Genomic DNA, 13109 nt, shown 5'->3' with positions numbered 1-13109 from the left:
GCCGTTCAGGCGACCCCGTGCGGACGGAACTGGATGCTGATCCGCGGGCCGACCGGGCGGGCGGTCTTCGGGACGGCGTGCTCCCAGGTGCGCTGGCAGGAACCGCCCATCACCACGAGGTCCCCGTGGCCGAGCGGCCGGCGGACGACCGCGCCGCCGCCGGAGCGCGGCCGCAGGGCGAGGACGCGCGGCTCGCCCACGGACAGGATCGCCACCATGGTGTCCTCGCGGGCGCCGCGCCCGATCCGGTCGCCGTGCCAGGCCACGCTGTCCCGGCCGTCCCGGTAGTAGCACAGCCCGAGGGTGCGGAAGGGCTCGCCCAGCTCCGGCGCGTAGTGCCGGCTCAGTGCCGTCCGGGCCGCGCCGAGGACGGGGTGCGGCGGTTCGGCGTCGGCGGCGTAGGAGGCGAGCAACCGGGGGACGTCGACGGTGCGCTCGTACATCTCGCGCTGTTCGGCCCGCCAGGGGACGGTCGAAACCAGCTGTTCGAACAGCCGGTCGGCCCCGCACAGCCAGCCGGGCAGCACGTCCAGCCAGGCGCCGTCGCCGAGGGGCAGGCGCTGGACGCCGTCGAGCGGGCCGAGCCGGATGTCGGCGGCTTCGTCGAGTTCTTCGAACAGCGAGGGCTGGAGGTGGACGGTGCCGTGCATGGCTCCAGCGTACGCCGTGAATCGAACAGGTGCGCGAATACAAGCGTTGGGGTGGGGTCGGAGACGCCTTAGCCTGCCGGTATGGCGATCAACGGGTTCGGGGTCACCGAGTTCCAGCTCTTCCTGCTGCGCCGGATGGCCGACTACCACCCCGGGCTGGTCGAGGACGCGGTGCGGCGGCTCGGTGCCACCCGGGCCTCGATGCGGGAGGCGAACAGGCGCTGGCAGGCGATGGTCCGGGCGCCCCGGTTCCCGCGCGGCGCGGCCCGGTACGCCGCCGTCCTCGGGCCGCCGGAGGCGAGCCCGCCGCGGCGGATCGGCGACCTCGCCTGCACCGCCCGGCAGTGGGCGCTGCCGCTCTGGCCGGAGCTGCGCTTCGAGGTGCTGGTCGGGCCGGCCGGGATCGGCGCGCCGGTGCTGAACGAGTGGCTGGTCCGGGCGGCCGGTGCCCCCGTGCCCGAGCTGCGCACGGTCGCCGACCTGGAGCCGTGGGGCTGCGTGGTGGACGACGTGGGAGTGGCATTCCCGGGGGCCGTGCCGCGGGAGGGGAGCGCGCCGACCCGCTTCCGGCTGGACTTCGCGGCGCCCGGCGCGGACGGGCGGGTGGACTCCTGGACGGCCGACTTCACCTGGGGGCTGCTCCAGGAGGTCCGGCAAGGCGGGGCGGTCTGAGCCCGGCAGGGCGGTCCGGGCGGTGTCGATGCAAGGCGATATTCAGTGAATGCCTTTGATTTGTAGGCTCAGGCGGGAGTGTGGCAGCATAATCCCAGTCACTGAAGAGGCTTGAGATCGGAAAGCGAAGGATCATGTCGGACGGCGCCCGCGTCATCGTCGGAGTCAGCGGCTCCCTGCACAGCCTGACCGCCCTGCACCGGGCGGCGGAGGAGGCCCGGGCCCGACAGGCCGTCCTGGTCCCGGTGCTGGCCTGGACCCCGGTCGGCGGCGAGCGCAACTACCGCGCCCGGCCCTGCCCGCCGCTGCTCCGTGCCTGGCAGGATGCCGCCGGGGCCCGGCTGGAGAGCGCGCTCGGACAGGCCTTCGGCGGCCTGCCGATCGGCCTGCCGGTGCAGCCGCTGGTGATGCGCGGCGAGGCCGGACCGGTGCTGACCGAACTGGCCGACCGGCCCGGCGACCTGCTGGTGATCAGCGCCGGGCTGCACGGCTCGGCGCGCGGACGACTCCGCCGGCTGCTGCGCGGCTCGGTCGCCCGCTACTGCCTCGACCACGCCCGCGGCGGCGTGCTCGTCGTCCCGCCGTCCACCCTGCACGAGGACCTGCGCGCCCTGCACCGCGGCGTCGACCTGCGGGAGCTCATCGCGGCCTGACGAACCGTCAACTTCCGTGCACGGTAAGGCCGTCATCCTCCGTGCACGGTACATCCGTCGACCACCGTCCGGAGCGGCAGCAGACCGCGCAGCGCCGCCTCCGGGCAGTCCAGCGGGTCGACCGGCCACAGTGTCAGGTCGGCGAACGCCCCCGGCCGCAGGCTGCCGCGCTCGGCGCTCTCGCCGGTCAGCCGGGCCGCGTTCACGGTGTGCAGGGCGATCGCCTCGGCCCGCCCGATCGCGTGCTCGGCGCCGACCACCCCGGCCGTGGTGCCGCGGGTCGTCATGCCCCAGACCGACACCATCGCGCCGTAGGGGCCGACCGGGAAGTCCGATCCGGCCGAGAGCTGGGCTCCCTCGTCCAGCCACTCGCGCAGCGGGAACAGCGCGGCGGTGCGCTCCTCGCCCCAGGCGCGCTGCTGGGTGAGCGCGCCGTCGTGCAGCAGCGGATGCTGCACCGTCACCGGGATGCCCAGCGCGACCGCCCGGGCCCGCTGGTCGGCCCGGGCCAGCCCGCCGTGCTCGACCACCAGCGTGCCCGGCGGCAGGCCGGGGTGGCGCTTCACCACCTGCTCGAAGACGTCCAGCAGCACCCGCAGCCCGCGGTCGCCCCAGGCGTGCACGCCCACCCGCCAGCCCCGCCCGACCACTCGCTCCACCGCGGCGAGCAGTTGCTCCGGCTCCCAGAGCAACCGCCCGTGGTAGCAGGGCTGCCCCTGGTACGGCTGCTCCAGGGCGCCCGCCTCGAAGCCGCCGTCGATGCCGAACTTGACGCCCCACAGCCGCAGTCGGTCGTCGTCCCGGCCGTCCGCGCGCCAGCCGTCCATCCGGTCCAGCAGCGCGTCGACCTGTTCGGGGGTGCGCGCCGCGAAGCCGGAGACCAGCGCCCGGACCCGGACGGCGAGCGCGCCCTCGGCCCGGGCCGCGTCCAGGACGTCGAGGTCCTCGACCGGGACCAGGCAGTCGCGCACGGTCCCGATCCCGGTGGCCGCGTAGTCGGCGGAGGCCGCGCGCAGGCCCTCGATCCGCTCGGCGGGGGTCGGCCGGGGCAGCACCCGCTCGACGGGTTCGATCGCCCGGTTGATCAGCCGGCCGGTCAGCCGCCCCCGCTCGTCGCGCTCGATCACCCCGCCGTCCGGCGCCTCGCTGGACTCGTCGATCCCGGCCAGCCGCAGCGCCGCCGAGTTGAGCACCATGTTGTACGCGCCGCGGCGCACCAGTACCGGGTGGTCGGCGGTGGCGGCGTCCAGCTCCTCGGTGGTCGGCATCCGCTGCTCGGCGAGCAGCACCTCCTGCCAGTTGACCGTGGTGACGATCCACTGCCCGGCGGGGGTGTAGGCGGCGCGCTCGCGGATCAGCTCCAGGAACCCGGCGAGGTCCCGGGCCCGGTGGACCGGGACGCCGTGGACGCTGTGCCCGGCCAGGATCAGATGGGTGTGGGTGTCGTCGAAGGCGGGCAGCACGGTCGCCGTCGGGGCGTCCACCACCTCGGTGCCCGGCCCGACCAGGGCGTCCAGGCCGTCCGGCTCGGGGGCGAGGGCGGTGATCCGGCCGCCGGTGACGGCGATCGCCCGCTGCGGCGGCTCGCCCGGCACGAGGGTGTGCACGGCGGCGGCCCGGATCAGCAGGTCGGCCGGGGCAGGGGTGGGGGCGGGGGTCGGGCCCTGGGTGGTCATGGCAGCTCCTGGGGGTGGGACAGACCGGTGACCTTCTCGACGTACCGCAGGCTCGGTTCGGCGAGCCGACCGTGCACCTCGGTGAACACGGCGCGGGCCGGGACGGCGTTCCAGTCGGCGGGCAGCAGCGGCGCGGGCAGCCCCGGATCCAGGTACGGCAGCCGGCGCCACTGGGTGAGCATCGGCACGTACGCCCGGAAGGCCTCGACCGGGTCGATCCGCGCCGAGCCGCGCGACCGCTCGGCGACCGGGCGCCAGGCGTCGGTGAAGGCGGCGTACTGCGCCTCGATCGCCGGGAGGTCCCACCAGCCGGCCACCGCCGTACGGAGTTCGGCGAAGCCGGCGTACTCGGCGGAGAGGAAGAGGTGGACGTAGGCGCTCAGGCCGAGGCGCTCCAGCAGCCGGCGGGCGTCCGGCAGCAGCCGGGCGGGCGCCAGCCAGACGCCGGGGGCGGCGTTGCCGAAGCCGAGCCAGCTGAGCCGCGAGCGCAGCTGGTGGCGGTGGGCGCGTTCGGCCTCGGGCACCGAGAAGACCGCCACCACCCAGCCGTCGGCGAGTTCGGCGGGCTCCAGGCTGTGGAAGATCCGGCGGTCGCCCTCGTCGAACACCGGGTCCATCGCGGGGGCCAGCCGGTAGCCGGTGGCCGAGCGGCGCTCCTGGAGCAGGGTGCCGGCCTTCTTCAGCCGGGAGATGGCCGAGCGGACGGCCGGGCCGTCGACGTCCAGCTCGGCCATCAGGGCGATCAGGTCGGCGATCGATATCCAGCCGCCGAGGCGGCGGACGAACTCGCCGTAGACGGTGTTGATCAGGGAACTGGGCCGGGTCGTGCTCTCCGGCATGCGCGGGCCCTCCTCCCCGACGGCTGGTGATGATCATAGCGACGGCACTACTGCCGGGTGCGGGTCGGTCGTGGATCGGGCTCCGGTCACGCGTAGGCGCCGGAGAGCAGGTGCCCGGCGCCGGGGGCGACGGCGGGCAGGCCGAGGGCGCGCAGCAGCTGGTGGGTGGTGCAGATCGCGGCCGAGACCACCGGTTTGCCGAGCTGCTGCTCGGCCTCCGCGACGGCGGACAGCGAGGGCATCTGCACGCAGGCGGAGAGCACCACCGCGTCCGCGTCGGTGTGCGCCAGGCCCCTGGCGATCCCGGGCAGCCGGGCCGGGTCGTGGGCGGCCACGTCCAGGTTGTCGGCGATCTCCAGGGCCGCGTGGTCGAGCACCTCGATGCCCTCCCGGCCGAGGTAGTCGACCACCGTCGCGGCCAGCGGACGCAGGTACGGGGTGACCATCGCGACCTTCCTCGCGCCGAGCGTGTGCAGGCCCTCGACCAGGGCGCCGGCGCTGGTCACCACCGGCGCGGGCGCGCCGTTCTCGACGGTGCGGCGGTGCAGCCGCCGCTCGGCCTCGCGGTGGTAGCCGGGGCCGGTGGCCATCACCGCGACCAGGCAGGCGTAGCCGATCACGTCGACCCGGGCGTCCGAGAGCTCGGTGGCGCAGCGGTCGGACTCGCCGTCCATGGCGCGCAGTTGCTCGGGGGTGACCCTGGTCATCCGCATCCGGCTGGAGTGGAAGGTGAACCGTTCGGGGGCGACCGCCTCGCGGGCCCGCAGCAGGGCGGGCACCTCGGTCTCCATGGTGACGTTGGAGCTGGGGACGATCTGGCCGATCCGGTAGGTGGTCATCTGCGTCGGACTCCTCTCAGCGGGCGTCGATCACCGGGTTGGCGAGGGTGCCGATCCGCTCGATGGTGGCCTCGACCAGGTCCCCGGGCTGCAGGAACTGCGGCGGGACCATCCCGGCGCCCACCCCGGACGGGGAGCCGGTGGCGATGACGTCGCCGGGCTCCAGGGTCATGCCGGCGGAGATGTCGGCGATCAGCCGGGCGATGCCGAACAGCATGTGGCGGGTGTTGGAGTCCTGCCGCAGCTCGCCGTTGACCCGCAGCGAGAGGTCGAGCCGCTGGGGGTCGGGGATCTCGTCCGCGGTGACCACGACCGGGCCGAACGGCGCGTAGCTGTCCTGGCCCTTGGAGAAGAACCACTGCCCGCTGCGGCGCTGGTCGCGGGCGCTGATGTCGTTGACGATGCTGTAGCCGAACACGTGCCGCAGGGCGTCCGCCTCGCTCACCCGGAAGGCGGGCACGCCGATCACCACGGCGAGTTCGCACTCCCAGTCGAGCTGCTTGGTGAGGTCGGCGTTGTGCAGGATCGGCTGGCCGGGGCCGGTGACGGCGGTGGCGGGCTTGCCGAACAGCACCGGGCGGTCCGGGAGTTCGCGCTCGGTGTCCAGGGTGCGGTGCGACTCGGCCACGTGCTCCACGTAGTTGAGGCCGACGCCGACGATCTTCCCCGGGCGCAGCGGGGCGCACAGCGAGACCTCGGCGAGCGGCCGGGTCTCCGGCGCCCCGGCGGTCAGTTCCCGGGCGGTGGCCAGGGCCGGCTCCCCGGCCCGGATCAACCCCAGGAGGTCGGGCGGGAGTTCGGCCCCGGCCGCGGTGGCGAGGGCGGTCAGGTCGGCGACCCGGTCGGTGCCGGTGCGGGCGCCGAGGCGGGGGGTGGGGTCGCCGTCGGCGCGGTAGGTCAGCAGCTGCATCGGGGTGGGCTCCTGTTACGGGGTGGTGGGCTGGTGCCGGTCCGGGTGGGCCTCCTCGCGGTAGAGGCCGAGCGAGTGCATCACCGGGAAGTCGTTGAAGGAGAACAGGCAGGCGTCCTCGCCCTGGTCGAGGTTCGCGTGCTCGTGCCAGGCCCAGGCCGGGACCACGAAGATGTCGCCCTGCTGCCACTCGAAGCGCCGCCCGGCGACCACCGAGACGCCCCGGCCCTTGGCGGCGGTGTAGACCACCGAGCCGGTGTGCCGGTGGGCGTGCGTCGCCTGGCCGGGGCGGAGCAGCTGGAGGTGGGCGCTCATGGTGGGCATCACCGAGCCGCCGGTGACCGGGTTGGTGTACTCCATGATCACGCCGTCGTACGGGGATCCCTCGGTGGCGCGGGCGAGTCGGCACAGCGCGTGGTAGCTGGGCTCCCACGGCCAGCCGAGCAGCGGCGAGTACGGGCGGGTCCACTTCTCGACGCCGTACGGCAGCAGGTTGCCGCCGTAGCTGAGCAGCGAGGAGTTCGGGACCGGGCCGGGCCGCTGGTAGAGCTCCGGGTGGACTTCGTAGAAGTTGGCGTCGAGGGTGTTGACCAGCGGGATGTCCAGGCCGTCCTGCCAGATCACCGGGTTGTCCTCGGCCTCGTTGCCGTGCTCGTGCCAGGTGCTGTTGGGGGTGATCGCGAAGTCGCGCGGGCCGACCCGGAGCCTCTGCCCGTCCACGATCGTCCAGGCGCCGGCGCCCTCGTGGACGAAGCGCAGGGCGGAGGCCTGGTGGCGGTGGGCGGTCATCGCCTCGCCGGGCCCCATGATCTGCAGGCCGGTGTACAACAGGCCGACGGCGGCGCTGAGTTCGCGGCGTCCGGGGTTGACCAGCATCACCACCCGGCGGCCCGCGTCGTCGGCCTTCACCAGCGGGAGGGCCTTGCGGACCAGCGGGCGCAGGTCGGCGTAGCGCCAGAGCACCGGGACGGACTTCGGCTGGGGGTACCAGGGTTCGATCTCGTTCGCCACCGTCCACAGGGCGCCGGCCTCGTGTTTGGCCAACTCATCGTAGTAGGCGCGCAGTTCGGGGCTGTCGTTGACGCGGGCCCGGCCGATCCGGCCGTCGTCGTAGTCGCCTCGGTCGGTCATGTCTCCTCCTCGGTCACGGTTCCTGGTCGGTCAGGCTTCTTCGTCGGTCAGGCTTCCTCGTCGGTCAGCGTCAGGGGCCGCAGCGGGCGGTTGTCCACGTGCAGTCGGAAGACGTCGAAGCGGTTGTAGTGGCCGACGATGTCGTGCATCTGCTTGGGCTGGATGCACCGGCCGAGGTCGATCTCGGCGTAGACGATGCCCTCCTCGTCCACCAGCGGTTCGGTGACCGGCCGGCCGTCCGGCCCGAAGATGCCGGACAACGCGTTGCGCGGGCGGGCGAGTTGCTTGCGGACCTGCTGGTCGTCGCCGGCGATCAGGTCGATGATCTCGGGCGAGACGGTCGAGCAGGAGACCACGGTGAACAGCTTGCCCTCGAAGCAGTGGGCGGCGGCGCGCAGCGCGATCGCCTCCGCCATGTCGTAGTCCTCGGGGGCCACCGGCAGGGCGATGTAGCTCGCGGCATGGACGAGTTCGCCCTGGGCCAGCAGGGTGAAGCGGGCCAGGGTGTTGGTGTTCTCCCCGCAGGCCAGCGCGCCGAGCGGGCCGATGGCGGTGCGGTGCACCTTCAGTGAGCTGCCGTCGCCCTGGGTCCAGGTCAGCTTCTCCGCCCAGGTGGGCACCAGCTTGCGGTGCACTCCGAGGAGTTCGCCGTCCGAGCCGATGATCAGCAGGGTGTTGTGGAGCACGCCGAGGCTGTGCCGGCCGCGTTCGTTGACGCCGATCACCAGCACCACCCCGGCCTGCCGGGCGGCCGCGCGCAGGGTGTCCACGTACGGTCCGGGGACGTCCACGGCGGCGCGGTACAGCCGCTCGTACCAGGGCGAGCCCTGGACCGGGGTCATCGTCCAGTTCCAGTACGGGTAGCCGGGGACGAAGACCTCGGGGAAGACCACCAGTTCGGCGCCGTGCCCGGCCGCCTCCTGGATCAGGGCGACGGCCTTGTCCACGGTGGCGGCCGGGTCCAGGTAGACCGGGGCGGCCTGGACGGCGGCGGCGGTGAAGCGGGGCAGGTCCGGCATCGTCACTCCTTCGGCGGGGCGGTCGGGCGCCAGCGGCGGTGGACGGGCGGGGCGGCCTCGCGCAGCAGGTGCAGGCGCGGGGCGACCTTGTCGGCGCCCGGGCCTGGCGGCTTGCGGCGCCCGGCCAGCCAGGGCGCGGGCCAGGGGGCGCCGGGGCCGGTGTAGTCCTGGTCGGCGGCGGCGTGCAGGGTCCAGAAGGGGTCGTGCAGCTGGGCCCGGCCGATCGCGACCAGGTCGGCGCGGCCCGCCAGCAGCACGGAGTTGGCGTCGTCGTGGCCGGAGATCGCGCCGACCGCGATGGTCGGCAGGCCGGTGGCGGTGCGGACCAGCTCGGCGAAGGGCGTCTGGTAGCCGCGCCCGTACGGCGGCCGCTGGTGCGCCACCACCTCGCCGGTGGAGACGTCCACCGCGTCCGCACCGGCCTCGCCCAGTGCGCGGCAGATCGCCACCGCCTCGGCCTCGGTGGTGCCGCCGGGCGCCCAGTCGGCGGCCGAGATCCGGACCAGCAGCGGCCGCCCGGCGGGCCAGACGGCGCGTACGGCGGACAGCACCTCGACCGGCAGCCGCAGCCGGTGGGCGAGCGGGCCGCCGTAGCGGTCGGTGCGGCGGTTGGTGAGCGGGGAGAGGAAACCGGAGAGCAGGTGCCCGTGGCCGAACTGGAGCTCCAGCAGGTCGAACCCGGCCCGGGCGGCGCGCTCGGCGGAGGCCGCGAAGTCTGCCGTGACGGCCGCCAGTTGGACGTCGTTCGCCTCGTGCGGGACGGGGCTGCCGGTGTCCCAGGGCAGCGGCGAGGGGGCGAGCAGCGGCCAGCCGTCGGCGAGCGGGCGGCCGATGCCGTCCGGTCCGGGGGCGGCCGTCGCGCCCCGGCGGCCGGCGTGGGTGAGCTGGATGCCGACCGGGGTGTCACTCACCGCCGCCACCGCGCGCCGGAGTTCGGCCCAGGCGCCCTCCTGGCGGTCGGTCCACAGCCCGGGGCAGCGGTCGGTGGTCCGGCCCTCGGGGCTGACCGCCGTCATCCCGGCGATCACCAGTGCGGCGCCGCCGAGCGCGTGGGCGGTCAGCTGGGCCCGGTCGAAGGCGCTGGGCAGTGCGTCGGGGGAGCTGAAGGTCGCCAGCGGGGGCACCACGATCCGGTTGCGCAGCTCCAACGTGCCCAGTTTCAGCGGGCGGAACATCGGCGGCACCCCGGGCGAGCCGCCGGCGGCGGTGTCCACGGCGGCGGTGAACTCCGGGTCCCGGGCCCGCAGATTGCCGTAGGTGACCCGGCGGCTGCGGGTGAGCAGGTTGAAGGCGAACCGGTCGGCGTCCTGCCCGGTGCGGCGCCCCACCGTCTCGAACCACTCCAGGCTGGCCTGCGCGGCGCGCTGGGTGGACTCCACCACCGGTCGCCGCTCCGCCTCGTAGGCGGCCAACGCGCCCTCCAGGGTGGGCTGTTCGCTCAGCGCGGCGGCCAGGGCGAGGGCGTCCTCCAGGGCCAGCTTGGTGCCCGAGCCGATCGAGAAGTGCGCGGAGTGCGCGGCGTCGCCGAGCAGCACGGTGTTGCGGTGGCGCCAACCGGCGTTGCGGACGGTGGTGAAGCGGATCCAGCGGGAGGCGTTGGGGATCAGCCGGTGGCCGTCCAGGTGTCCGGCGAGCAGCTCCGCGCAGCGGTCCACGCTCGCCAGGTCGCTCGCTCCGCGCGCGAACTCCCGTGCGGCGAGGGCCTCGAAGCCCGCGCGGCGCCAGGCGTCGGCGGCGACCTCCACGATGAAGGTCGAGCGGGTGGCGCTGTACGGGTAGGCGTGTACCTGGAGGGTGCCGAAGTCGAACTCCTCGACGATGAAGGTGAAGGCCTCGAAGACCTTGTCGGTGGCGAGCCAGATGTAGCGGCAGTGCCGCTCGTCCAGCTCGGTGCGGAAGGCCTCGGGGTGGGCGGCCCGGGTGCCGGAGTGGATGCCGTCGGCGGCCACCACCAGGTCGTACTCGGCGGCGAGCCGGTCGGCCGGCGGGGCGGGCGTGCGGTAGCGCACGTCCACCGCCAGCTCGGCGCAGCGTTCTTGCAGGACGGCGCGCAGCCGGTTGCGGTCCAGGGCGGCGAAGCCGTGTCCGCCGCTGGTGCGGACCTGGCCGGCGTAGCGGATGTCGATGTCGCTCCAGCGGGCGAACTCGGCGCTGATCGCGGCGAAGACCCGCGGGTCGGCCTGGGCGATGCCGTCCAGGGTCTCGTCGGAGAAGACCACGCCGAAGCCGAACTCGTCGTCCCGGCCGTCGCGTTCGAACACGGTGATCTCACGCCCGGGGTCCAACTGCTTGGCCAGGGCGGCGAAGTAGAGCCCGCCGGGGCCGGCGCCGATCACCGCGATGCGGTGGGCTCCGGCCGTCCGCTGCCGCGACCCGGCCGTCACGCGACCACCTCCGGCTGTTGCGGACCGGCCTCGGTGAGCGCCCGGCGGACCGGGGCGGGCCAGGGCTCGGAACCCTTGACCCGCGGCGCGGAGTGCACCACCGACATCCGGCCGCTGGCGGCCAGCCCCTGCGGGCCGTGCACCTCGAAGGCGTAGTGCAGCGAGGAGCCGCCGACCCGGACCACCCGCAGCTCGGTGCGGACCACGTCCCCGAACCAGAGCCGCTCCCGGTAGTCGGCCTCGAAGTGCACCCGGGGGATCCGCCCGAACAGCTCGGCCAGTCCGAGCCTGCGCAGCAGCGCCGCCTCCGCGGCCTCGGCCCAGCGCTGCACGGCGGAGAAGTGGTAGTGCCCGGCGGCGTCGGTGTCCGACCACTCGACCCGGCGCTCGATGGTGATCGCGGCCGGGGCGGGCGCCGGGTCCTGGGGTGCGTCCTGGGGCACCGCGTCCTGCGGCTTCTCGTGCGCTGGTGCGACGTTCTGCGGTGCGACGTCCTGTGGGGTCACGTCCTGTGGGGTCACGTCCTGTGGGGTCACGTCCTGTGGGGTCACGTCCTGCGGGGTCACGGCGGCCCTTCTGCGCAGCTCGGCGCGGAGCAGCTTGCCGGTCGCGGTGCGCGGCAGCTCGGGGACGAACTCGACGGCGCGCGGGTACTTGTACGGCGCGATGGTGCACTTGACGTGCTCCTGGAGCTCCTTGACCGTCTCCGGGCCGGCCGAGGTGCCCTCGCGCAGCACCACGTACGCCTTGACCACCGTGCCGCGCCGCTCGTCCGGCGCGGCCACCACGGCGCAGTCGGCGACCGCCGGGTGGGCGGCGAGCGCCTGTTCCACCTCGGGGCCGGCGATGTTGTACCCGGCCGAGACGATCATGTCGTCGTTGCGGGCCTGGTACCAGAAGTAGCCGTCGCGGTCGCGGAGGTAGGTGTCCCCGGTGAGGTTCCAGCCGTCGCGGACGTACTCGCGCTGGCGCTCGTCGTCCAGGTAGCGGCAACCGGTCGGGCCCTTGACCGCGAGCAGTCCGGGTTCGCCGTCCGGCAGCGGGTTGCCCTGCCGGTCCAGGACCGCCGCCCGGTAGCCGGGGACGGGGCGGCCGGTGGAGCCGGGCCGGACGGCCTCGTCGGCGGCCGAGATGAACACGTGCAGCAGCTCGGTGGCGCCGATGCCGTCGATCAGCCGCCGGCCGGTGGCCGCGTGGAAGGCCTCCCAGACGGCGGCGGGCAGCGGCTCGCCGGCCGACACGCAGCGCCGTACGCCCGCCAGCCGGTCGGCCAGCCCGGCGGCCAGGATCGCCCGGTAGGCGGTGGGCGCGGTGAACAGCACGCTCACGCCGTGGCGGACGACCTGCTCGGCGAGCTGTTCGGGGGTGGCCTGCTCCAGCAGCAGGCTGGCGGCGCCGACCCGCAGCGGGAAGACCAGCAGGCCGCCGAGGCCGAAGGTGAAGCCGAGCGGCGGGGTGCCGGTGAAGAGGTCGTCGGGGGTCGGGCGGAGCACGTGGCGGGAGAAGGTGTCGGCGTTGGCCAGCACGTCCCGGTGGAAGTGCAGGGTGGCCTTGGGGCGGCCGGTGGTGCCGGAGGTGAAGGCGATCAGCGCGACGTCGTCGGCGGCGGTCGGTACGGCGGTGAAGCCGGGCCGCTGGGCGGCGCTGCGGGCGGTGAGGTCCTCGGGGCCGGGGCCGCCGAAGGAGAGTATCCGCAGGCCGGGGGTGTCGGCGAGGTCGAGCTCGGTGCGGAAGCGGTGGTCGCACAGGGCGAGGGTGGGGCGGGCGATCCGGGTCAGTTCGGTCAGCTCGGCCGCGCGGAGCAGCGGCATGGTGGTGACCACCACGCCGCCCGCTTTCAGTACTCCGAGCCAACAGGCGGCCAGCCAGGGCGTGTTGGGGCCGCGCAGCAGGACGCGGTTGCCGGTGGCCAGGCCCAGCTCCTCGGTGAGCAGGCGGGCTGTCCGGTCGGCGTGGTCGCGCAGTTCGCCGTAGCTCCACCGACTGGTGGGGGTGAGCAGGCAGCGGCGGTCGGGTCCGAGGCGGTCGATGGTGTCGTCGAGCAGGGCGGCCGCGCAGTTCAGGCGGTCGGGGTAGGCCAACTCCGGTAGTTCGAAGAGGAGTTCTGGCCACTGGTCGAAGGGCGGGAGATGGTCTCGGCAGAACGTGTCCACGTGCGCCGAGGGGGAGAGCTCCATGGGCGGGCACCTCGTCGTGCGAGCGGGAGTGAAGCCAGTATGGCGTGCTCGTGACGCCAGTCAAGAGAGCGATACACGCATTCGGGCGACGGGGGCGTGCGGTGCGGGGTCGCACGGGAAAAGCCCCGCGGGCCGGAGGGGCCCGCGGGGCTGATGGGG

At 74.4% G+C, this 13109-nt stretch carries 11 protein-coding genes and 1 pseudogene; 2 read left to right on the top strand and 10 right to left on the bottom strand.

Features of this window, described 5'->3' with window-relative positions:
• Positions 1–5 precede the first annotated feature (5 nt).
• Positions 6–650, bottom strand: coding sequence for an alpha-ketoglutarate-dependent dioxygenase AlkB (locus ABTY61_RS16495; RefSeq protein WP_350505675.1), 645 nt, complete (start codon positions 648–650; stop codon positions 6–8).
• Positions 651–731: 81 nt separating this feature from the next.
• Between ABTY61_RS16495 and ABTY61_RS16490 the strand changes: the two genes are divergently transcribed.
• Complete coding sequence (locus ABTY61_RS16490) at positions 732–1322, top strand: hypothetical protein (RefSeq protein ID WP_350505674.1); 591 nt, start codon at positions 732–734, stop codon at positions 1320–1322.
• A 134-nt stretch (positions 1323–1456) separates the two neighbouring features.
• Entirely contained in the window at positions 1457–1975 is a 519-nt protein-coding gene (locus ABTY61_RS16485; RefSeq protein WP_350505673.1) for a universal stress protein, read from the top strand.
• A 32-nt stretch (positions 1976–2007) separates the two neighbouring features.
• Here the strand turns inward: ABTY61_RS16485 and ABTY61_RS16480 are convergent, their stop codons facing one another.
• From ABTY61_RS16480 to ABTY61_RS16440, 9 genes and pseudogenes are all read right to left on the bottom strand, one after another.
• A complete protein-coding gene (locus tag ABTY61_RS16480) occupies positions 2008–3651 on the bottom strand; it encodes an amidohydrolase (protein ID WP_350505672.1) in 1644 nt (547 codons plus the stop codon).
• Positions 3648–4490, bottom strand: coding sequence for a PaaX family transcriptional regulator (locus ABTY61_RS16475; RefSeq protein WP_350505671.1), 843 nt, complete (start codon positions 4488–4490; stop codon positions 3648–3650). The genes ABTY61_RS16480 and ABTY61_RS16475 overlap by 4 nt, the downstream gene beginning before the upstream one ends.
• An 86-nt stretch (positions 4491–4576) precedes the next feature.
• The gene (locus ABTY61_RS16470; RefSeq protein ID WP_350505670.1) at positions 4577–5329 is read right to left on the bottom strand and encodes a maleate cis-trans isomerase family protein; all 753 of its coding nucleotides are present in this window, start codon (positions 5327–5329) and stop codon (positions 4577–4579) included.
• A gap of 16 nt (positions 5330–5345) precedes the next feature.
• Positions 5346–6239: a fumarylacetoacetate hydrolase family protein gene (locus tag ABTY61_RS16465; RefSeq protein ID WP_350505669.1), complete on the bottom strand. Its 894-nt coding sequence runs from the start codon at positions 6237–6239 to the stop codon at positions 5346–5348.
• A 15-nt stretch (positions 6240–6254) separates the two neighbouring features.
• On the bottom strand, positions 6255–7370 hold the full coding sequence (locus ABTY61_RS16460; RefSeq protein WP_350505668.1) for a cupin domain-containing protein: 1116 nt from the start codon (positions 7368–7370) through the stop codon (positions 6255–6257).
• Positions 7371–7417: 47 nt separating this feature from the next.
• Positions 7418–8389: a carbon-nitrogen hydrolase family protein gene (locus ABTY61_RS16455; protein WP_350505667.1), complete on the bottom strand. Its 972-nt coding sequence runs from the start codon at positions 8387–8389 to the stop codon at positions 7418–7420.
• Between the two features lie 2 nt (positions 8390–8391).
• Positions 8392–10773: an oxidoreductase gene (locus ABTY61_RS16450; protein WP_350505666.1), complete on the bottom strand. Its 2382-nt coding sequence runs from the start codon at positions 10771–10773 to the stop codon at positions 8392–8394.
• A complete protein-coding gene (locus tag ABTY61_RS16445) occupies positions 10770–11372 on the bottom strand; it encodes an acyl-CoA thioesterase (protein ID WP_502895332.1) in 603 nt (200 codons plus the stop codon). Before ABTY61_RS16445 ends, ABTY61_RS16450 begins: the two co-directional genes overlap by 4 nt.
• Positions 11352–12950 (bottom strand): annotated as a pseudogene (locus ABTY61_RS16440) (AMP-binding protein); the annotation flags it as partial. The pseudogene ABTY61_RS16440 and the gene ABTY61_RS16445, both read right to left, overlap by 21 nt.
• Positions 12951–13109: the final 159 nt, after the last annotated feature.

The organism is Kitasatospora sp. NPDC096128 (genome assembly GCF_040303105.1).
Classification (GTDB): domain Bacteria; phylum Actinomycetota; class Actinomycetes; order Streptomycetales; family Streptomycetaceae; genus Kitasatospora.
The sequence above is the reverse complement of the archived record's forward strand: the minus strand, read 5'-3'. Positions and strand labels throughout refer to the sequence as shown.